General features: G+C 63.5%; 21 protein-coding genes. 7 read left to right on the top strand and 14 right to left on the bottom strand.

Annotation, left to right across the window (positions count from 1 at the left end; translation table 11 throughout):
• From narJ to CLV77_RS08900, 7 genes are read left to right on the top strand one after another with little or no spacing between them, the layout of a single operon-like run.
• Window positions 1-720 carry a nitrate reductase molybdenum cofactor assembly chaperone gene (gene narJ / locus CLV77_RS08930; protein ID WP_076981226.1) on the top strand — a complete coding sequence of 240 codons (720 nt, stop codon included), beginning with the start codon at window positions 1-3 and terminating at the stop codon, window positions 718-720.
• Window position 721: 1 nt separating this feature from the next.
• Complete coding sequence (gene narI / locus CLV77_RS08925) at window positions 722-1507, top strand: respiratory nitrate reductase subunit gamma (protein WP_076980865.1); 786 nt, start codon at window positions 722-724, stop codon at window positions 1505-1507.
• 5 nt (window positions 1508-1512) lie between these two features.
• A complete protein-coding gene (locus tag CLV77_RS08920) occupies window positions 1513-2307 on the top strand; it encodes a peptidylprolyl isomerase (RefSeq protein WP_076980866.1) in 795 nt (264 codons plus the stop codon).
• A 20-nt stretch (window positions 2308-2327) separates the two neighbouring features.
• Window positions 2328-2897: a hemerythrin domain-containing protein gene (locus tag CLV77_RS08915; RefSeq protein ID WP_076980867.1), complete on the top strand. Its 570-nt coding sequence runs from the start codon at window positions 2328-2330 to the stop codon at window positions 2895-2897.
• Window positions 2887-3519, top strand: a complete 633-nt coding sequence (locus CLV77_RS08910; protein WP_076980868.1) for a carbonic anhydrase — start codon at window positions 2887-2889, stop codon at window positions 3517-3519. Before CLV77_RS08915 ends, CLV77_RS08910 begins: the two co-directional genes overlap by 11 nt.
• Window positions 3516-4793, top strand: a complete 1278-nt coding sequence (locus CLV77_RS08905; protein WP_076980869.1) for a molybdopterin molybdotransferase MoeA — start codon at window positions 3516-3518, stop codon at window positions 4791-4793. The genes CLV77_RS08910 and CLV77_RS08905 overlap by 4 nt, the downstream gene beginning before the upstream one ends.
• An 11-nt stretch (window positions 4794-4804) precedes the next feature.
• Window positions 4805-5326 (top strand): DUF2478 domain-containing protein, encoded by a 522-nt coding sequence (locus tag CLV77_RS08900; RefSeq protein WP_076980870.1) that lies wholly within the window; start codon window positions 4805-4807, stop codon window positions 5324-5326.
• Window positions 5327-5631: 305 nt separating this feature from the next.
• Here the strand turns inward: CLV77_RS08900 and CLV77_RS08895 are convergent, their stop codons facing one another.
• From CLV77_RS08895 to CLV77_RS08830, 14 genes are all read right to left on the bottom strand, one after another.
• On the bottom strand, window positions 5632-5904 hold the full coding sequence (locus tag CLV77_RS08895; RefSeq protein WP_076980871.1) for a DUF2274 domain-containing protein: 273 nt from the start codon (window positions 5902-5904) through the stop codon (window positions 5632-5634).
• A complete protein-coding gene (locus tag CLV77_RS08890; RefSeq protein ID WP_100053033.1) occupies window positions 5901-7010 on the bottom strand; it encodes a TraB/TrbI/VirB10 family type IV secretion system protein in 1110 nt (369 codons plus the stop codon). The genes CLV77_RS08895 and CLV77_RS08890 overlap by 4 nt, the downstream gene beginning before the upstream one ends.
• Window positions 7011-7096: 86 nt before the next feature.
• Complete coding sequence (gene trbG / locus CLV77_RS08885) at window positions 7097-8077, bottom strand: P-type conjugative transfer protein TrbG (protein ID WP_085047355.1); 981 nt, start codon at window positions 8075-8077, stop codon at window positions 7097-7099.
• Window positions 8074-8757, bottom strand: a complete 684-nt coding sequence (trbF, locus tag CLV77_RS08880) for a conjugal transfer protein TrbF (RefSeq protein WP_076980874.1) — start codon at window positions 8755-8757, stop codon at window positions 8074-8076. Before trbF ends, trbG begins: the two co-directional genes overlap by 4 nt.
• Window positions 8757-10043 carry a P-type conjugative transfer protein TrbL gene (gene trbL, locus CLV77_RS08875; protein WP_076980875.1) on the bottom strand — a complete coding sequence of 429 codons (1287 nt, stop codon included), beginning with the start codon at window positions 10041-10043 and terminating at the stop codon, window positions 8757-8759. Before trbL ends, trbF begins: the two co-directional genes overlap by 1 nt.
• A gap of 4 nt (window positions 10044-10047) precedes the next feature.
• Entirely contained in the window at window positions 10048-10317 is a 270-nt protein-coding gene (gene trbK-alt, locus CLV77_RS08870) for a putative entry exclusion protein TrbK-alt (protein ID WP_076980876.1), read from the bottom strand.
• Window positions 10318-10321: 4 nt separating this feature from the next.
• The gene (gene trbJ, locus CLV77_RS08865) at window positions 10322-11104 is read right to left on the bottom strand and encodes a P-type conjugative transfer protein TrbJ (RefSeq protein ID WP_076980877.1); all 783 of its coding nucleotides are present in this window, start codon (window positions 11102-11104) and stop codon (window positions 10322-10324) included.
• The gene (gene trbE, locus CLV77_RS08860) at window positions 11088-13568 is read right to left on the bottom strand and encodes a conjugal transfer protein TrbE (protein WP_076980878.1); all 2481 of its coding nucleotides are present in this window, start codon (window positions 13566-13568) and stop codon (window positions 11088-11090) included. The genes trbJ and trbE overlap by 17 nt, the downstream gene beginning before the upstream one ends.
• Before the next feature lie 4 nt (window positions 13569-13572).
• Complete coding sequence (locus tag CLV77_RS08855; RefSeq protein ID WP_076980879.1) at window positions 13573-13842, bottom strand: VirB3 family type IV secretion system protein; 270 nt, start codon at window positions 13840-13842, stop codon at window positions 13573-13575.
• Window positions 13842-14168: a TrbC/VirB2 family type IV secretion system protein gene (locus CLV77_RS08850; RefSeq protein WP_076978334.1), complete on the bottom strand. Its 327-nt coding sequence runs from the start codon at window positions 14166-14168 to the stop codon at window positions 13842-13844. Before CLV77_RS08850 ends, CLV77_RS08855 begins: the two co-directional genes overlap by 1 nt.
• A complete protein-coding gene (trbB, locus tag CLV77_RS08845) occupies window positions 14165-15100 on the bottom strand; it encodes a P-type conjugative transfer ATPase TrbB (protein WP_425319787.1) in 936 nt (311 codons plus the stop codon). The genes CLV77_RS08850 and trbB overlap by 4 nt, the downstream gene beginning before the upstream one ends.
• 228 nt (window positions 15101-15328) lie before the next feature.
• The gene (locus CLV77_RS08840) at window positions 15329-16801 is read right to left on the bottom strand and encodes a class I SAM-dependent DNA methyltransferase (protein ID WP_076978336.1); all 1473 of its coding nucleotides are present in this window, start codon (window positions 16799-16801) and stop codon (window positions 15329-15331) included.
• 6 nt (window positions 16802-16807) lie between these two features.
• The gene (locus CLV77_RS08835; RefSeq protein ID WP_076978337.1) at window positions 16808-18700 is read right to left on the bottom strand and encodes a DUF262 domain-containing protein; all 1893 of its coding nucleotides are present in this window, start codon (window positions 18698-18700) and stop codon (window positions 16808-16810) included.
• Between the two features lie 62 nt (window positions 18701-18762).
• On the bottom strand, window positions 18763-19527 hold the full coding sequence (locus tag CLV77_RS08830) for an HNH endonuclease family protein (protein WP_211285977.1): 765 nt from the start codon (window positions 19525-19527) through the stop codon (window positions 18763-18765).
• Between the last annotated feature and the right edge of the window lie 4 nt (window positions 19528-19531).

The raw sequence follows: 19531 nt of genomic DNA, 5'->3' as shown, positions 1-19531 counted from the left end.
ATGGACCGCACACTCAAGGCCCTGTCGCTGATCCTGAGCTATCCCTCGCGGGAGCTTCAGGAGGCGATGCCCGAAATCGGGGGCGTCATCGCAGCCGATCCCCGCATCGCCGCCGACACACGGGCTGCGCTGCGCACATTGGCTGATGGCTTCGCAAAGGCCGACCTCTACGACCTGCAGGAAAGCTATGTGATGCTCTTCGACCGGTCGCGGACGCTGTCGCTCAATCTCTTCGAGCATGTTCATGGCGAAAGCCGTGACCGGGGCGGCGCGATGGTTAGCCTGATCGAGACATACCGGGAGGGCGGGTTCGAGCCCGCCACCTCGGAACTGCCGGATCACCTGCCGGTGTTGCTGGAATTCCTGTCGACGCGTCCCTTCGCAGAAGTGCAGGAAACTCTGGCGGACGCGGCGCATATCCTTGATGCTCTCGCGGCCCGGCTCGTCCGGCGCGACAGCGGGTATGCCGCCGCGTTCGCCGCTCTTTCCCAGCTCGCCGACACGCAGGCCGACGCCGAAGCGGTGGCCGACATGCTGGCCCAGCCGGATGATGACCCGACCGACCTCGCGGCGCTTGATGCCGTCTGGGAGGAAACCGAGGTTACATTCGGCCCCGATCCAAACGCAGGTTGCCCGCAGGTCCGAGACATGCTCGCCGCGATGGACAAACCTGGGTTCAATCCGACCCCCGCCCCGCAACAATTGAACAGGAGTGCATGACATGTTCGGCGACTTCGACATCAACTTCGTCATCTTCGGGGTCATGCCCTATGTCGCGCTGACGATCTTCCTCGTGGGGTCGATCGTCCGCTACGAGCGGGACCCCTTCACCTGGAAAAGTTCCTCAAGCCAGCTCCTGCGTCGCAAGCAGCTGATCTGGGGCTCGATCCTGTTCCACGTCGGCATCCTGACCGTGTTCTTCGGGCACCTTATCGGCCTCTTCACGCCGATCTGGGTCCTGGATGCCATCGGCATTCCCTATGCGCTGAAGCAATGGATGGCGGTCCTGATCGGCGGCCCGGCGGGCATCGCGGCCCTGATCGGATCGACCATGCTGCTTCACCGCCGACTCGTGGATCCGCGCATCCGGGTGACATCGACCGTCCCCGACATCCTGATCATGGTCCTGATCTGGCTGCAGTTGGCCATCGGCCTGCTGACGATCACCCAGACGCTGCAACACATGGACGGGTCGGAAATGGTCCGCTTCATGAACTGGTCGCAGAGCGTGGTCAGCTGGAACATCAACGCCTGGGTTACCGTGGTCGACGTGCACTGGCTCTACAAGCTGCACATCTTCCTCGGTCTCATCATCACGGCGCTGTTTCCGTTCACGCGGCTGGTGCACATCTGGTCGGGCTTTGCCGCGCCGTTCCGCTACCTGCTGACGCGGCCGGGTTACCAGATCGTACGATCGCGGCGGCATCGCCCGCTCGAAGAACGCCGCCGCGCCTATGACAAGGTGCAAGCCAAGCGCGGTCCCACTGCCACGACGCCAGCGGAGTGAGCCAGATGAATGTGGCCCTGTTTCCCGATGTCGTCGTGAACGGCGAAACCATCCCCTCGGCGGCAATCGCCGCCGAGGCCCAGAACCACGAAGCCCCTAAAGACAAGCCGGGCATCGCCTGGCGCAAGGCGGCGCAGGCCCTGGCGATCCGCGCTCTTCTGTTGCAGGAGGCGAAGCGCCGGGGGCTGTCGCCCGACCCGCTCGAGCTGGCGCCGGGGCGGTTCGAGACAGACGACGAAGCCCTGATCCGCGCCCTGCTGGATGAAGCGCTGGAAATCGAGCCAATTGCCGAGGATGCGGTCCGCTCGGAATGGGAGAAGGACCCTGACCGATATCGTTCGGCACCGCTCTGGGATGTCTCGCACATCCTGTGCGCCTGCGATCCGCGCGACGACGCCGAGCGTGGGCTGGCCGAGGCACGGGCCATTGCCCTGCTGGCGCGGCTTGATGGTGATGCCAAAGGGTTCGCCGCCGCTGCCCGTGAAAGCGATTGCGGCTCCAAGGCTTCGGGCGGCCATCTTGGCCAGCTTGGTCCGGGCGACACCGTACCCGAGTTCGAGACGGCGTTGCGCACTCTGACCGAGGGCGGCATCAGCCCCGCACCCGTTCTGTCGCGGCACGGCTGGCACATCATCCGCCTCAACGCCATCGCACCGGGTCAGGTTCTGCCGTTTGAGAGCGTCCGACCCAGGATCGCGCAGGCCCTCGAGAAGGCAGCCTGGGCGAGGGCCTCTCGGCAATTCGTCGAAACCCTGGCCCAAGGTGCAAAAATCACCGGCGCAAGCCTCGCGCCGATCTGAACCACGCGAAAGGACGTGTCATGCAACCGTCAGAGCCTCTGCTGCGTGGGAGCGGTGAGAAGCCGACGAGCCTGGGCCTGCTTGCAAATCCTCTGGATTTCATCAGCGAAGACCACCTGCGCGAACGTCAGGTTTGCGCGATGATCGACCGGCTGGCAACGGCAGACGCTCTCAATCGCCAGGAAGTGACAACGGTGCTGCGCTTTCTGAACGAGGAACTGAATGTCCACCTGCGCGACGAGGCAGAGGACCTGTTCCCGCTTCTTGCCCGGCGCTGCACGGCTGAGGATGCGATCGAAGGTGTGATCGACCGGATCAGGGCAGATCAGGATGAGGCGATGCGTCTGCTGCCCGAGGTGCGTGCGATGTTGGCCGGGTGCCTTGATCGGGGGGGTGATCTGTCCGCCAGGGAGCGCGGGGTGTTGTCCAGGTTTGCGGGGCACGTGCGCCGCCACCTGGTGGCCGAGAACGCAATCCTCTTGCCGATTGCCCGGGTCCGGCTGACTCGGGCCGATCTGCGGATCCTGTCGAAACACATGCGGTCAAGACGCGGGCTGCCAGATTTTCCGGAGACGACCGATGCTGAATGACCTCTTGGCGCGCAACGTGGCGTGGTCGAAACAACGTCACGACGAGGAGCCAGACTATTTCACCCGCCTTGCCGCCCTTCAGGCGCCCGAGTTCTTCTGGATCGGCTGTTCGGACAGTCGTGTTCCGGCCAACGTGGTCGCGGGGCTGGATCCGGGCGAAGTGTTCGTCCATCGCAACGTCGCCAACATCGTTCACTCCTCGGACATGAACCTCCTGTCGGCGCTGGAATTCGCGGTCGATGCTCTGCATGTCCGAGAGATCATCGTTTGCGGCCACTATGGCTGCGGCGGGGTCAAGGCCGCGACCGAAGATCTGCCACACGGTCTGGCCGATCACTGGCTCGAGCCGATCCGGCGCCTGGCCCGCGCCAACGCGGTCGATCTGGGGCGTGAACCCGACCTCGAAGGACAACGTGACCGGCTGGCCGAACTGAACGTCGTCGAAGGCGTTCGGCGTGTCTGCGAAACGCCGATCCTTCAGAGGGCATGGCGTCGCAGGGCTGATGTCCGGGTGCACGGCCTGATTTACGGACTCAAGGACGGGCGCCTGCGCGATCTCGATTGCAGCATCGGGCCCGGGCATTTCCAGCCTACGCATTCCGCCGAGGAGGCAGCACAATGACCATACACCAAGCCATCGCGTCACCGGGCTGCGGCTGTGACAGTCAGGACATGCTTCACGCGCTGATCAGCATCGACGAGGCCCTGGCCCGGATTGCAGGAAATGTAGCACCGGTCGGCCGGACCGAGGCCCTGTCGCTCGATCACGCCTCTGGCCGCATTCTTGCCCAGCCGGTCCGGTCCCGGTCCATGGCACCGGCTTTCGACAATGCGGCGATGGATGGCTATGCGATCGCGACATCGGCCCTGACTGGCGCCGGACCCTGGGTGCTGCCGGTCGTTGCACGCGTGCCTGCCGGGCAGGCGGTGACGACGCCGGTCGCAGGAGCCATGGCGGCCCGTATCTTCACCGGCGCACCAATCCCGGAAGGCGCGGACGCGGTCGTGATGCAGGAGGAGGTTCAGCGTGACGGGGACGTCATTCATCTGTCGCGCCGACCTGAACCGGGTTTGAACATCCGCCGTGCGGGCAGTGACATGGCCAGTGGCGCGACCGTCCTCGACAAGGGGCAGAGGCTCGGCCCGAGGGAGATCGCCGCCTGTGCCGCCGCCGGTGCAGGCATCCTGCGCGTTCGGCGCAGGTTGCGCGTGGCTTTACTGGTCACCGGCGACGAGGTTCGGCGCGCCGGAGGCGCGCGTGAGGCCGCCCAGATCTGGGACGTCAACACTCCGATGCTAACGGCAAGCCTTGCAGCTGCGGATGTCGACATCGTTGCCTCGGATCATGGTGCCGACAACCTTGCCGGCCTTGTCCGCCAATTGGGCGACATGGCGGCGCAGGCCGATCTTGTCATCACCACGGGCGGTATCTCGGTGGGCGAAGAAGACCATGTTAAACCGGCCGTCATGGCGCTCGGAGGCGAAACCCTGTTCAGCGGCGTCGCGATCAAACCGGGCAAGCCGGTGTCGGTCGGCCGTATCGGCAAGGCTCAGTGGCTTGGCTTGCCCGGCAACCCGGTATCAGCCTTCGTCACATGGCAAGTCTTCGGACTGGCGCTGATCCGTGCCCTGAGCGGCGAGGGACCCATCCCGACCCGGCGCCATGTCGTGACCGCAAGCCCAATCTGCCGCAAGCCCGGGCGCTGCGAACTCCGACCCGTCACTCTGGCCGGTTTCGATGCCCAAGGTCGCGAGATCGTCCGTTTCGAGGATGCCACGCATTCGGCCCGTGTCGGGCTACTCTCTCTAGCGGACGGGCTGATGTTTCTGCCCGCCGATGCCCAATCCCTGCCAGCCGGTGCGCTGGTCGAATTCCAGCCTTTCTGCCAGTCCTGAGGAGACCAGATATGAAACTTGCCTACACGATGGCGCCGGGGCGCGGCGATACCGACCTGGTTCTTGAACGGCTGGCATCCGACCTCGCGGCTCGCGGTCTCAGATGTTGCGGCACTGTCCAGATCAACAGCGAGCGCTGTGATGCCGGCCCCTGCGACATGGACGTGCGAGTGTTGCCCGATGGTGCCATTCTGCGCATCAGTCAGGACCTCGGCCCGCAGGCGCGGGGGTGTCGCCTCGACCCAACCGCGCTGGAAACGGCGGTCGGGTTGGTCGCGGCCGATCTCTCATCCGGGGCAGACCTCCTGATCGTCAACAAGTTCGGCAAACACGAGGCCGAGGGACGAGGGTTCCGCAACGTGATCGCCGAGGCGCTGGCAATGGAGATCCCGGTTCTGGTTGGTCTCAATGCGCTCAACCGACCGGCTTTCCTGACCTTCGCGGAAGGGCTGGCAATCCAGCTGCCGCCCGAACCCGAAGCACTGATGGAGTGGTTAGATGAGGTGACCGCGACGGCTCACGAACTGGTCTGATTTTGGCTGATCGTCGGGATCTGTCATTCGTCCTTCTGAGGTGAAAAGGCCTCCGTTTGGACCGGACACTCAGGCATAACCATGGAGGTTTAGGCATATGCCCAGGCACGTGCCCATGTCTGACTATGAGATCATCACTGATGGCGGCCGTCGGCACCGCTGGAAGGCTCCGAAGAAGCTGCGGATCGTCGAGGAGACCTTGGAGGATCGGACCGACTCCCTAGCAACCTGAGGCGGGTAGGGTGGACCGATGTGCGATCCGTGTGCAATGCGATTCGCCAAGAGACTTACTATTTCTCAGATACTTAGCCCTGATCGGTATCCAGAGGCTTCGATGGGTCTGGTTTCTTGCGGTTCGCCCTCGATCCCGTTTTGCGCGCTGCGGCGAACCCGCGGTCCGTGGACATGAAACGGTCCAGCATGGGTGCGACTAGGCGGGCAGGCTCAAGGTCCTGTCCGGTCTGTTGGCCGAGGACAGCGGCGTAGTCGCAAAGGTCGCGGTGCACATCGGCGGGAAGTTCCACGGTCAGCTTGACCGGCTTGTCGTCATGGATCGGACCAAGCTTCAGCTTCGTCATCGGACTTCTCCCAAGGGCTCGAGGATCAGGTCGCGGGTGACCATGACGCGGACGGGGAAGCCCGGGCGTATGGTCAGTGTCGGCGGGACGGCAAGCTGCTGCTGGACGATCTCGTCCCCGGTCCGTCCGATGGTGTCCTGTGCGGCCTCGCGAATGGCACGGGCGACGTCATCCTCGCTGTCGGCCCCGCCTTCCAGGCCGAGGTTCAGGATCGTGGCGAGGCCGGCGGCAAGGAAGACGCGACCCCAATGATAGTTGACACGGTCCTGCAGGCCGGACGCGCCAGTTCCGTCAGTGCCGGGCGCGCGTTCCAGCACAATGGAGCGACCGTCGGACAGGATGAGGCGGGTCCAGACCAGAAGCAGGCGGCTTTGCCCGGACGCGATGCGGCTGTCATATTCTCCCAGCAGACGCGCGCCTTGCGGGATCAGCAGGTATCGCCCGGACGGGCTGTCGTAGACATTCGACGTCACTTGAGCCGAGATCTGGCCGGGCAGGTCGGAGCGCAGGCCGGTGATCAGGGCGGCCGGGATCACCGTTCCGGCCTGCAGGATGTAGGGGCTGGGCGGTGCCGTGATGCGTTGTGCACTGACGGTGTCCGTGTGTCCGGGACGGGTGAGGAATGCCTCCCGGTTTGAGACCGGATCGTTTGCGGTCGGGCTGCCCAATGTGGAGGGGAACAGCGCGCCGGTCGCGGGGGGCGTCGATGTGGGCTGTGCTCCGCCGCGTTGCACCGTTTGCGCCTCGGCGAAAAGGGCGCTCAGCCGGGCGGCGTCGAGTTCCTGAAGGCGGCGTTGTTCCTCCGGATCGACTGTGGGGGCCAATGGCCCGGAAAGGGGCGGGGCCGGGACCGGCTGGCCGCGATCTTGCGCCCCAAGGATGGCGCGGCCCAACTCACCGGGCAAAGGTGGGCCGAGACGCGGGACATCGGCGTAATCCCGAGGCAATGTGGACAGCCCTTCAGCCGCCTGAATGCGTTCGGTGGAAAAGAGCTCGGTCTGGGTGCCCTCCTGCCGGTTGTTCTGCAGGGCCACGATCAGGATTGCGCCAAGGCCAAGTCCGCCGATTGCGGTGGCAAGGGCGATGGCCCGGCGGGACAGGCGCATGACACGGGGCGGATCGGGCCTGAGGCGAAGCTCTTGGGCGATCTCTTCCTCGGTCCGTGGCGGCTCTTGGATATCAGGGTTTTGTGTCATCGCTCTGCCTCTCGCTGGGGCGCGCGCGGTGGGCGCTGGTCGCCATCCGTTCGTACGATCCGTACGACCTGCTGTTGTCTTTCGCCGAGGCGCAGTTCCGCTGCTCCGAACAGACGGTCGACGATGAGCACGTTCCCGAGCACGCGGGTGTTGACGATCTGGCTGCGCCCATCCGCGCCGATCACGAAGAGCGGGGGCATTTCGCCCTGGGCGATGCCGGGCGGGAACACGACATAGACACGGCGCCCGTCGTCGAAGACCGAGACCGGCCGCCAGGGTGGGGCATCGCCCTGCAAGCCGTAACGGTAATGCCGTTCGGCTTCGGGCGGGATCGCTGGACGCCGGACGGTCGGGGCGCGGGGCGTGGTTCGCACCTCTGGATAGGCCCATGCGACGCTGGGCATCCAGGTCTGCTCATCGGCATGCAACTCGATGTGGTAGGTGCGCCGGTCCGTGTTCACGACGAGATTGGTGGAGATGTCGGGGCGGGTGGGTTTCACGAGGATATGGACGCGCTCGGTGCGACCCGCACCGCTGGTGGTATCACCGATGATCCAGCGCGCGGTGTCGCCGGCTGCGATCGGGCCGGGGCCGGTCAGGCGTTCACCGGGTTCGAGCGCGATATTCGTGATCTGCCCCGGTGCGGCGTAGATCTGGTAGAGCGCGCCTTCGCTCCATGGGAAAACCTGCATGGCGTTGTAATAGCCCTGCTGGCGGGGTTCGACCCGTGCCGCGGAATTGGCGGCGATGATGCGGGCTTCCGGCGTATCTGTTTCGGGATCGCCGCCGCGCGCCGGGGTCCAGGCCGGAGGCGTGTGGACGGGGCGGGGCGGCCCTTCGGCCGGGGGAGGTGCCGGCGGCGGAGCGAGGGCCGGGACGCGGTCGTCATAGGTGATTTCGGGCGGGCGTTGTCCGCTGCAGGCGGTCAGCGCGGTGGCCGCGAGGAGAAGAACGGGGATGGGGTAAGTTCGTGTCATTGGGCACTCTCCCTCGACCAGTTGATGGCATGGACATAGACGCCGAGCGGGTTGGCCCGCAGGCGCTCCGCATCGCGCGGCGGTTGGATCACGACGGTCAGGATGGCGGTCCAGCGTTCGGTTGTGGCGAGCTGACCGTTTTCGTAGCGCCGCTCGATCCAGGCGACGCGGAAGCTCGTGTCCGAGGCGCGAATGACACTCGAGATCTCGATGGAAATCTGCGTGTCGCCAACGCTGGCGAAGGGGTCGTTGACCCTCGCATAGTCGTTCAGCGTAATCGCCCCGCGATCCGTTGCGAAGTCATAGGCGCGCAGCCAGCTCTGGCGGAGCACGATCGGGTCTGCCGGGACCTGCCGGACATTCTCGACGAAACGGGCGAGATGCCAGGCGATCTGCGGATCGGTCGGGCGATACTCCGCCAGCGCCGGGGCGACGGCTTGGGCCGCACCGAGGTTGTCGACCTCGACCACGTAGGGGACGAGGCTGCTGCGCGTCGATTGCCAGGCGAGCGTCGCGCTGAGCCCGGCGGACAGGGTGAGGCAACCAAGCGCCATGAGGCGCCAGTTGCGGGCCTGGACGCGGGCCGAGCCGATCCGCTCGTCCCAGACCTGTGCTGCCTTCTGGTAGGGGGTGACGGGTTCGGGCGTGGTGCCATAGCGGACACTGGGGCGTCGGAACATCAGGAGGACCTTTCGGAGAGGCTGACGACCGTGCCGCCGCCGCCATGATCGCCGGAGCGGATGACATGGGCGGCGGTGGAAAGGCCGTGTTGAAGGGATTGCTGGCGCTTCATCCGGCGCGCCCAGTCGGGTGGGCCGTCAGTGGCCGGGGCGGGCAGGGCGCCACCCGCCATGCGCCCGCCGGTTGCGGCATAGGCCGCGCGAGCGCCGGACTGCGCGCCTTCCGAGATCGCGCGCCGGAGCGGGCTGAACGCGGCGACGGCACCGGTCTTGCCGACCGCGGCCACGCCACCGACGGACTTGCCCAACGCTGTGCTGCGGGACGCGGCACCAAGTTGGTAAGCGGTCGCGGTTCCGCTGCCAACCGCACTGGCACCACGCAAGGCCGCGCCACCGGTGCCAAGGGCCATCCGGGTTCCGGCGACACCAGCGACTGCAGACCCGCCCACGGCGATGCCGGTGCCGACGGCGGCGCCTGCGCCAAGCTGCGGCCCACCCGAGACGATGCCATTGGCGATGCCGGGGCCGAAGATGCCGAGGGCGAGGAGCGCCAGCGCGCCAAGGACCACCGACATGGCGTCGTTGATCGTGGGTTCACCCACGAATCCGGCGGTGAATTCACTGAAGATGGTCGACCCGATGCCGACGATCACGGCCAGCACCAGAACCTTGACGCCCGAAGAAATGACGAGGCCCAGCACGCGTTCGGCCATGAAGGCGGTCTTGTTGAAGAGGCCGAAGGGCACGAGGATGAAGCCCGCCAGCGTGGCCAGCTTGAATTCGATCAGGGTGACGAAAAGCTGGATTGCGAGGATGAAGAACGAGAGCAGGACCACCAGCCAGGCGAAGAACAGAATCCCGATCTGGATGAAGTTCTCGAAGACGGCGACGAACCCGGAGAGGTCGGCGATGGAGGCGAGGATCGGCTGGCCGGCCTCGAGCCCGACCTGCGCGATGCGCCCGGGCTGCAGCAATTCGCTGGCGGAAATGGTGCCGCCGGTAGCGACCAGCCCAAGGCCTGCGAAACTGTCGAAGACGATCCGGGCGAGCGTGTTCCAGTTGCCGATGATGTAGGCGAAGACCCCGACGAAGAGAGTCTTCTTCACCAGCCGCGCGATGATGTCCTCATCCGTACCCCAGGCCCAGAACAGTGCGGCCAGCGTGATGTCGATGACGATCAGCGTGGTGGCGAGAAAGGCGACGTCGCCGCCGAGAAGGCCGAAGCCTGAATCGATGTAGGAGGCGAAGACCTCGAGAAACCGGTCGATGACACTGACGCCGCCCATTGCCTTACTCCGTCCCGGCCGGTTCTGGAGCCAGATCGAAGAAGCGCTGCCGGGCCGCCTCCCAGGCGGCGCGGCATTCGGTGTCGGTGGCGTAGTCTTCGGGCGTCAGGTCACGGCAACGCGCGAGGGTGCCGCGCAAGGCGTCATCCCTGACCACATGCCCGGTGTCGGTTGGCAGGACCGTGCGTGTCAGTTCGACCACGGCGGCGATGGCGGCAAGGCCGCCGATACCGAAGGCGACGAGGCGCAGAGTTCGCGGGGTGTCGAGGGCCATGCGCTCAATCCCCGAAGAACCGCACGGTGCCGGGGGAGTAGCCGTCGCCGTAATCGAGGAACCGGGCGAGGTTCTCGCGGCCCTGCGCCTCGGCGGAGGCGATGCGGGCGGCTTCCAGCGCTTCGGCGCGGTTCTGCGCGGCGATGGCGGCGGTCAGATCGGCGATCTGTGTCGATTGCAATGCGAGCAGCTGGTTGCCAGCCTGCGCGACCTGCAGGGCCCCAACGGCTCCTTGGCTCTCGCGGATGAGTGCGTCCATCTGGCTGCGGGCTCCATCGATATTGCCCACGACCCCGGCCTGCACGCGCAACGCGTCCTCGAAGCCCGTGACGGAGGTTTCCCACCGCTCGCGCGCGCCGGCGATCATCGCGTCGAAATCACCCTGCGCTGCGGCAGTGCCGTAGTCCTGCGCGAAGGCCTGTTCGATGGTCGCCACGTCGAAGGCGAGGCTCTGGGCATCGGCCAGGAGTCTCTGGGTTTCACCGATGGCGGCCTGCAGTTGCGCCAGCGAGGAATGCGGCAGGTTCGCAAGGTTCAGCGCGTCGTTCATCAGCATCTGCGCCTGGTTCTGGATCTGGGCGATCTGGTTATTGATCTGCTCCAGCGCGCGGGCGGCAGAAAGGATGTTTTCGGCGTGGTTCCGCGGGTCGTAGACGATCCGGCCACCTCCCCCGAAGAAGAAGGCCTGGGCCGGTGTCGTCAGGACCGGTGTCAGGAAGAGGGCGCTGGCTATCAATGCGGCGGCGAGTTTGCGGGGCCGGGCAGGGCGCTCAGGATTTTGGGTCATGTTCTGTCTCCTTCTGGTCAGGGTGAGGGGTTGTCGGATCGGCTGGTGCGATGTCGGGCCCGAGCAGGTCGATGGCCCAATCAAGACCGCGATGGCGCAGCCAGCCGGCGGCAAAGGCGTCCCGGTCATGGGTGGCGAGTAACTCGCTGATTGCCGCCTGATCGGCCTTGGAGGAGGCGGCGGTGAAGGCCAGCGCCACCTCGCCGAGACCGAGCGAAAACAGCCGGTTTCCGCGGCGTGACTGGCAGTAGTAGTCCCGCTTCGGCATCGCGCGGGCGACGATGTCGATCTGGCGGTCGTTCAGCCCGAAGTTCTGGTAGATCCGGGCGATCTGCGGCTCGACGGCGCGCTCGTTGGGCAGGAAGACGCGCGTGGGGCAGCTCTCGATGATGGCAGGCGCGATAAGGGACCCGTCGATATCGGCCAGCGATTGGGTGGCGAAGATCACGGAGGCGTTCTTCTTCCTCAACGTCTTCAGCCATTCGCGCAGCTGCCCGCCGAAGTTGGCGTCATCGAGGGCGAGCCAGCCCTCGTCGATCAGGATCATGGTGGGGCTGCCGTCGAGGCGCGCCTCGATCCGGTGGAAGAGATAGGCCAGCACGGCGGGTGCGGCGGGTGAGCCGATTAGCCCCTCGGTCTCGAAAGCCAGCACATCGGCCTGGCCCAGTTCCTCGGTCTCGGCATCCAGAAGCCGGCCGAAAGGCCCGCCGAGGCAGAAGGGCTTGAGCGCGCGTTTGAGTTCGGTCGATTGGAGCAGGACCGAGAGGCCGGTCAGTGTGCGTTCCTCGCGTGGGGCAGAAGCGAGCGAGGTCAAAGCGGACCAGAGATGGTCCCGCGCGCCTGGGTCGATCGTCGCGCCTTCCCGTCCAAGGATTCCCGCAAGCCAGTCCTGCGCCCATGCACGATCCCCCGCCTCGTCGATCCCGGCGAGCGGCTGCAGTTGCACCGCTGGTTCCTCGTCAGCCAGTGCATCGCCGAGGTTCTCCCAATCCCCGCCCATGGCGAGCGTGGCGCAGCGGATCGAGCCGCCGAAATCGAAGGCGAACACCTGGGCACCGGCATAGCGTCGGAACTGCAGCGCCTTGAGGGCCAGCAGGACTGATTTGCCCGCCCCGGTCGGGCCGACGATCAAGGTATGGCCGACATCGCCCACATGGGTGGAGAAGCGGAACGGGGTCGTGCTGTCGGTTTCGGCGTGAAACAGCGGCGGGCCGTCGAGGTGGTCGTTCCGGTCCGGCCCCGCCCAGACCGCCGAGATCGGGATCATATGGGCGAGGTTCAGCGTCGAGATGGGGGGCTGACGGACATTGGCGTAGAGATGGCCGGGCAGGGAGCCGAGCCAGGCCTCGAGCGCGTTCAATGTTTCCGGGATGCAGGTGAAATCGCGCCCTTGCACGATTTTCTCCGCGGCCTTGAGCTTGGCCTCGGCGGCTGCCGCATCCTCGTCCCAGACGGTGATCGTTGCGGTGACGTAAGCCGCGCCCGCCACATCGGCGCCGAGTTCTTGCAGTGCCTCGTCTGCATCCGCCGCCTTGTTGGCCGCGTCACTGTCAAGCAGGGTCGAGGCTTCGTTGGTCATCACCTCCTTGAGGATCGCGGCCACTGACTTGCGCTTGGCGAACCATTGCCGGCGGATGCGGGTGAACACCCGGGCGGCATCCGTCTTGTCGAGGCAGATCGCCCGCGTGCACCAGCGATACTCGAAACCCTGCGCGTTCAACTCATCAAGCAAACCGGGCCAGGTGGCGCTTGGCAGTCCGATGATGGTCAGGGTCTTGAGATGCGCGGCCCCGAGCCGGGGTGTTAGCCCACCCACCAACGGGTCATCGGCCAGCACTGCGTCGAGATGCATCGGGACCTCGGGCACGCGGACGCGTTGGCGCCGGGTCGAAACGGTCGAATGGAGGTAGGTCAGGGTCTCGGCGTCCGAGAGCCAGGCGATTTCCGGCATGAACCCGTCGAGCAGATCGATCAGCCGGTCGGCGCGGCTGACAAAGCCCGAGATCAGATCCTGTGGCGTGGTGCTGCGATCAGGTGCGTTTTCGAGCAACCAGCCCTCGGCGCGGCTCGCGTCGTCAGCGGGCGGCATCCAGACCAATGTCAGGAAATACGCGCTCTCGAAATGCGCGCCCGCTTCTTCGAATTGCGCGCACCGTTCGGCATCGACGAGGGCGGAGACAGGATCGGGAAACTCGGAGGCGGGGTAGTCCTGCGCTGGTATACGCTGCGCTTCCACGAAGACAGTCCAGCCGGAGCCAAGCCGCCGGAGCGCGCTGTTGAGCCGGGCCGATGTGGCGACCAATTCGGCGGGCGTGGCGGAATCCAGATCCGGCCCCCGAACCCGCGCGGTTCGTTGCAGGCTGCCGTCTTTGTTCAGGATGATGCCGGGTGCGACCAGCGCCGCCCAGGGCAGAAAATCGGCTAGTAGGGCGGATTTGGAGCGGTATTCGGCCAGACGCATCATCGGCTCAGACCCCGAACCAGGACGGGTAACGGAGATGCCGCCGCGCCACCTCGGCGATCTGTGCGTCTCGCTTCGCGGCCCAGACAGCGAGGAGGTGGCCGACCAGCCAAAATGCGAGGCCCACGAGCCAGAGCCGCAGGCCGAGCCCGATGGCGGCAGCGAGCGTGCCATTGGCAATGGCGATCGTGCGGGGGGCACCGGCCAAAAGGATCGGATCGATCAGGGCGCGGTGCACCGGCGCGAAATAGCCGGGAATGTCGTTGGCGTTCTCCATCAGATCAGCGCTCCGCCGCCGAAGGAGAAGAAGGAGAGAAAGAAGCTCGAGGCCGCGAAGGCGATGGACAGCCCGAAGACGATCTGCACCAGCCGCCGGAACCCGCCCGAACTGTCGCCGAAGGCCAACGTCAGGCCCGTGACAATGATGATGATTACCGCGACGATCTTGGCGACCGGCCCTTCGATCGACTCGAGGATGGTTTGCAAGGGGGCTTCCCATGGCATGCCGGACCCGGCGGCGAGCGCCGGCTCAGGCAGGGCGAAGACGACGAGGCCGAGCGCGGTTGCGCCAAGGGCTGTGCGAAATGATGGCAGAAGTGTCATGGATGGCTTCCTTGTGTTGGTGGGAAAAGGGGGCTGAGAGCGTAATCGCCCGAGGCGGTCAGGCCGGTGACACGCGCCAACTCGCAGAGGCGACGCTCGGCGCCCCGTCCGGACAGAACGGCGATCAGGTCGATGGTTTCTGCGATCAGCGCGCGTGGGACAGTGACAACCGCCTCTTGGATCAGCTGTTCGAGCCGCCGTAGCGCGCCGATGGCGGACCCGGCGTGGATCGTGCCGATCCCGCCCGGATGGCCGGTGCCCCAGGCCTTGAGCAGGTCCAGCGCTTCAGGGCCGCGCACCTCGCCGATGGGGATGCGATCGGGCCTCAGCCGCAGCGACGCGCGCACGAGATCGGACAAGGTCGCGACCCCGTCCTTGGTGCGGAGAGCCACGAGGTTCGGCGTCAGGCATTGCAGCTCGCGCGTGTCCTCGATCAGGACCACGCGGTCTGAGGTCTTGGCGACCTCCGCCAACAGCGCATTGGTCAGGGTCGTCTTGCCGGTCGAGGTCCCGCCCGCGACAAGAATATTGGAGCGGCTGGTGACTCCCCCGCGCAGGTGACGAGCGGCATCGGCCGTGAGGATCCCGCCGGAAACATAATCCTCAAGCGTGAATACCGCGACGGCGGGCTTGCGAATGGCAAATGTGGGTGCAGAAACCACTGGGGGCAGCAAACCCTCGAAGCGCTCGCCCGTGTCCGGCAATTCAGCCGAAACACGTGGGGCCGCAGGATGGACCTCCGCCCCGACATGGTGCCCGACTAGACGGATGATGCGCTCGCCATCGGCGGGAGATAGCACCGCGCCTGTGTCGCTCAGCCCATCGGCCAGCCGGTCAACCCAGAGCCGCCCGTCAGGGTTCAGCATCACCTCGACGACGTCAGCATCCTCGAGCCAGGCGGCGATGCCAGGCCCAAGGGCCGTGCGCAACATGCGTGCGCCGCGGGACGACGTCTCGGTTTTGAAAGGGGTAACGGTCATGATTGGCCTCGCGATGGATCACGAGACCGATCAAGAAGACCGCTATTTGGTTACGGGCAACAGCTGAGAAGGCGTAGTAGTGCTATTGGTTAGAACGGCAGGGTTCCGGCGGAAGTAAGTCCCCCAAACCGGGGCGTTCCGGCGCGACGATTTCCGCGACCACCGGAACGAATACGAATCCTATTCTACGCTCACGGCTTCGAAGCTCGCGAGGGCTGCTCGAAGGTTTTCCATGATCTCTTCTGCCAAAACGTCAGGCTCTGGGAGGTTCTCGAGATCGGTCATTGACGCATCACGAAGCCAGAAAAGGTCGAGGCTTGCCTTGTCACGTGCCAGTAGTTCTTCCCGGTCAAAGGCGCGCCAGCGCCCATCGGGGCTTTCTTCGCTCCAGGTTGGGCTGCGCCCATGTCGGTTGCCTGGTGCGTAGCAGGACACGAAGTCCTCGAGGTGCGCATACGTCAATGGCTTCTGTTTTAGCGTGTGATGCACGTTCGTCCGATAATCGTAGTACCAGACCTTAGACGTCTGCGGATCGGGGCTGGCGGTGCGGTTGTCGAAGAAGATGACGTTTGCCTTCACGCCTTGCGCATAAAAGATGCCCGTTGGCAGGCGGAGTATGGTGTGCAGGTCGGTCGTCTGGAGCAACTTGCGCCGGATGGTTTCTCCCGCACCACCCTCAAATAGGACATTGTCCGGCACGACAACAGCGGCACGGCCCGTTGTCTTCAGCATGGTCCGGATATGCTGGACGAAGTTAAGCTGCTTATTCGAGGTGGTAGCCCAGAAATCTTGGCGATTATACGTCAGGTCGTCCGTTTCCTGCTCACCTTCGGCATTGGTAAAGCTCATTGAGCTCTTCTTGCCGAAAGGCGGGTTTGCCAGAACATAGTCGAAGGTTTCTGATGGCGGCGATATCAGTGCATCGGCGGGTGAAACCAACGTGTCGCCAGTCATTTCGCCAATGCCGTGGAGGAACATGTTCATCAGGCAGAGGCGCCGTGTTCCGGCGACGATCTCATTGCCGAAGAAGGTCGAGTGCTTCAGGAAAGCCTTTTGGTCCTTGTCGAGCGCATGGTTGTCCGGGTCCGTCAGGAAATCATGCGCGGCGAGGAAGAATCCGCCGGTCCCGCAGGCCGGGTCAGCGATGGTCTTGCGAGGCTCGGGGCGGACGCATTCGACCATTGCGCGGATCAGGGCACGCGGCGTGAAATACTGACCGGCGCCTGATTTCGTATCCTCGGCGTTGCGCTCCAGCAGCCCTTCGTAGATGTCGCCTTTGATATCGGCCCCAAGCGTCACCCACTTCGTGCCGTCCACCATGTCGATCAAACGGAACAGCTTCGCCGGATCGGTGATCTTGTTCTGTGCCTTGGTGAAGATCTGGCCGAGCATGCCTTTCTGCTCGCCCAACTTCCGCAGCAGCATGACGTAGTGCGCTTCCAGCTCCGCCCCGCGGCGTGAGGTCAGGCTGGTCCAGTCGTACCCCTCCGGGATTCCCACATCCCGGTTATAGGGGGGCTTGGCGTATTCGTCCGCCATTTTGAGGAAGATCAGGTAGGTCAGCTGCTCCAGGTAGTCGCCATAACCCACGCCGTCGTCACGCAGCGTCGTGCAGAAACTCCAGACCTTGGAGACAATTGGGGCCGTGTTCATGAGTGATTACTCCAGGTCGATCCAGATTTGAGCTGCCATAGCAGCAAGATGTTCTCCACGCTCCCGGATTTCCGCCTCCGTCCAGTGGCCCTTTTTAGTAAACCACTTGTTCAGAAACAGCCCGGTGTGTTCTTCGAACTTTTCCTTCTTCACTGCAAAGCCAGAGTTTCCAGAAGAGATGTTCAGACCGCCAGTAAGCAAGGTCAGGTTTCCGAGGGAATGAACGAGGGTACGGCGCGCCAAGGCATCTGGTTCATCAGAATAGACTTCATGGGTCTGCCCATCCGGGAAAGGCCATTCATCGGTCCAGGTCTGTGGCAGAACGTGCTCGACCCAAAGGCCGTTGGGCTTAGTGGCGCTCTCTGCCATATGCGACCTGCTCGCCATTTCCAGTTCCCACAGTATGTCAACCAAGCGAGTTCGAGGGGCGATGCTGTAGGCGTTTCCATCCAGGATACCGCGCCGGAATTCGTCATTGCGCGGGAATCGGGTGCTGTCGCCAGACCTCTGATTAAAGTATCCTCGAAACGCTTCCACCGAGGGTCCTTGGCGCAGGAATACCTCTGCAATGGACTGGAAAACCTTGTTCAAGTTCTTCGTTGTCAGCCCGCACATGGCACGCCGCGCCAAGAAAGAATAGATCAATTGGGCAAGGTGCATCTTCTCTTCCGCAGGCAAATCCGATCCACCTATCTGCAAGGCAGCGGGGAAAACCGTTGTCACCTGCCAATCCGCCAGCTTTCGCCCAAGCCAGTAGAGCGCCGGGTCTTCCTCGGCCCTGCCTTCTAACGTTTCATACAGGGGCGCATACCGCTCCAGCAGTTTCAGTTCATGCTCAACATCGTCAAATCGAGGTTTGCCCTTCGGAACCGCGAAGGCCCGGTACTCGGCATAGAGTTCGCGCACTGAGATTTTTTTGCCCGTTTCGGCAGTCAACACATGCGCTAGGAAGTGGTCCAGACGCGGACGACGTGGGCGTGCATTGGGCGCAGGCTCACGCCACCACATGTCGTCTAGAGGATCCCACAGCTTGGCATACAACTCCTCTACAGGCGCGTCCTGTTTCTCCGCTCGGTGAAAGATGTTGTTCCGCACAAGGTCCATCGCAAGCAACGGCTCGCCCTTTGAGTTCAGCGTCTCAAAGATCACCTGCGCATCGTCGTTTTCACCAAGCGTGATAACCACTAGTTTCAGCCGATCCAGAACAGCGCTGAGTAGGGCTTCAAGGCGTTCTTCCAACACCTCAAGCTCGACTTCGTCCTCTCCGCCGGTCTTGCTCTCGCCTTCCAGATCAAGTTCGCTGTCTTCCTCCGGGCCGTGAAAAGCAAATTCCTCAATCCAGGTGCAGAAAAGATGGTAAGCACGGAAAGCCGGAAAACTGGTGTTCTTGGGCACACGCTGGCCGTAAAACAGGTTGCGGTGCTTATGCGTTACATCCTCGTAGGGCATCTCGATTATGTCGTGAAAGATGTCCCGGTCCGACGGTGTCGGTGTCAGCTTGAACCGTGTCAGAGGGTCCTTGTCTTTGTTCTTCGGCTCATTGAACAGATAGCCGTTGATGTGCCCCATTAGGTCTTCAAGATCATGGTCCCGCGCCACTTCGCGCAGGGCGGCCAGGAAGATCTGAAAGGTGGTCAGGCGCTGCTGGCCATCAACCACCTGCACTCGGGGCGTACGGGCGATCTGAGAGCCTTCCTCGACCGGAGACAGGATTAGCGCGCCCATGTAATGCTCGAACTTGCTCTCACCGTCTAACACCTCGGCGGCTTTGGCTGAGACATCATCCCAGAACGGCTCCAGCCGCTTGTCGCCCCACTGATACTTGCGCTGATACAAAGGCACCATGAAGCGGCGGGCTTCTTTCAAAACAACTTCTACGGGGTGATCGTCTGCGTCCATGAAATGGCCCTCTTTTTGTGAGGCTGATGCCGGTCGCCCCACCCTTTCAAACTACTTTTTTCTTAGCTTAACGTCCTCAGAATTCCAGGAACCCAGACATAGTGGCGATATCCATCGAGCATTCGGCGTGCAAATGACGACAGCTCAGCGTTTGGAAGCATCATTTTTCCTAGTAATCGGACATTTTCTTTGAAGGCACTGTCAACATCAGGGTCGCCAGCCTCAGTTTTTGGGAACAAGCGGTTTGTGGTTTCAACAATACTAGTTATCTCCGCTGCCAAAGTTAAACGCTTATCGACAAGGTCTTGATGGTCCAGGTGATATAGTCTTATTGACTCAACCGCTCTGCGGTGGCGGTTAGCATGCTGGTCGCTTGTAAACGTCGGTATTGGCCTGCCATCGTCGGTAAAATCAATTAGGCTGGGCTCGTCAGATTTATACGGATCAAGAAGAACGGGCGCTTCATTGCATTCCTCTTCGCAGCAAGTTGCGCGGTTTTCTTCAATAAGTAAGGGGAAATAATCCCCTTTACCTCCGGTTCGCCCATTTTCGATGTCTTTGCGCCTGCTGTTGCAATAGGTGCATGCAAAGCGGAAATTAAGTGGATCGAATGCAGACCAGGGATAGTGTTTTTTTGGTCTAAAGTGATCGACAGCATTGTCGGATCTGATCTGCTTTACCTCGCAGTAGAAGCACTTGTCATATGAGATCTTTTTCAGGCAAGGTTTGCATTCTTGCCAGAGGCTTGCATTGTTGTTCACTTCGGACGGCCCGGCATCGCGAGCGGCTTGAGCCCGTTCCTCCCAGCCCTCAGGTAGTTCCAGCAAATCC

This window comes from Brevirhabdus pacifica, from assembly GCF_002797755.1.
In the GTDB taxonomy this organism is placed as follows: Bacteria; Pseudomonadota; Alphaproteobacteria; order Rhodobacterales; family Rhodobacteraceae; genus Brevirhabdus; species Brevirhabdus pacifica.
This window is presented reverse-complemented; position numbering and strand designations above follow the sequence as displayed.

Coding starts and splice junctions, on each gene's coding strand:
- narJ (WP_076981226.1), top strand. CDS start 1: ATGGACCGCACACTCAAGGCCCTGTCGCTGATCCTGAGCTATCCCTCG.
- narI (WP_076980865.1), top strand. CDS start 722: ATGTTCGGCGACTTCGACATCAACTTCGTCATCTTCGGGGTCATGCCC.
- CLV77_RS08920 (WP_076980866.1), top strand. CDS start 1,513: ATGAATGTGGCCCTGTTTCCCGATGTCGTCGTGAACGGCGAAACCATC.
- CLV77_RS08915 (WP_076980867.1), top strand. CDS start 2,328: ATGCAACCGTCAGAGCCTCTGCTGCGTGGGAGCGGTGAGAAGCCGACG.
- CLV77_RS08910 (WP_076980868.1), top strand. CDS start 2,887: ATGCTGAATGACCTCTTGGCGCGCAACGTGGCGTGGTCGAAACAACGT.
- CLV77_RS08905 (WP_076980869.1), top strand. CDS start 3,516: ATGACCATACACCAAGCCATCGCGTCACCGGGCTGCGGCTGTGACAGT.
- CLV77_RS08900 (WP_076980870.1), top strand. CDS start 4,805: ATGAAACTTGCCTACACGATGGCGCCGGGGCGCGGCGATACCGACCTG.
- CLV77_RS08895 (WP_076980871.1), bottom strand. CDS start 5,904: ATGACGAAGCTGAAGCTTGGTCCGATCCATGACGACAAGCCGGTCAAG.
- CLV77_RS08890 (WP_100053033.1), bottom strand. CDS start 7,010: ATGCGCCTGTCCCGCCGGGCCATCGCCCTTGCCACCGCAATCGGCGGA.
- trbG (WP_085047355.1), bottom strand. CDS start 8,077: ATGACACGAACTTACCCCATCCCCGTTCTTCTCCTCGCGGCCACCGCG.
- trbF (WP_076980874.1), bottom strand. CDS start 8,757: ATGTTCCGACGCCCCAGTGTCCGCTATGGCACCACGCCCGAACCCGTC.
- trbL (WP_076980875.1), bottom strand. CDS start 10,043: ATGGGCGGCGTCAGTGTCATCGACCGGTTTCTCGAGGTCTTCGCCTCC.
- trbK-alt (WP_076980876.1), bottom strand. CDS start 10,317: ATGGCCCTCGACACCCCGCGAACTCTGCGCCTCGTCGCCTTCGGTATC.
- trbJ (WP_076980877.1), bottom strand. CDS start 11,104: ATGACCCAAAATCCTGAGCGCCCTGCCCGGCCCCGCAAACTCGCCGCC.
- trbE (WP_076980878.1), bottom strand. CDS start 13,568: ATGATGCGTCTGGCCGAATACCGCTCCAAATCCGCCCTACTAGCCGAT.
- CLV77_RS08855 (WP_076980879.1), bottom strand. CDS start 13,842: ATGGAGAACGCCAACGACATTCCCGGCTATTTCGCGCCGGTGCACCGC.
- CLV77_RS08850 (WP_076978334.1), bottom strand. CDS start 14,168: ATGACACTTCTGCCATCATTTCGCACAGCCCTTGGCGCAACCGCGCTC.
- trbB (WP_425319787.1), bottom strand. CDS start 15,100: ATGTTGCGCACGGCCCTTGGGCCTGGCATCGCCGCCTGGCTCGAGGAT.
- CLV77_RS08840 (WP_076978336.1), bottom strand. CDS start 16,801: ATGAACACGGCCCCAATTGTCTCCAAGGTCTGGAGTTTCTGCACGACG.
- CLV77_RS08835 (WP_076978337.1), bottom strand. CDS start 18,700: ATGGACGCAGACGATCACCCCGTAGAAGTTGTTTTGAAAGAAGCCCGC.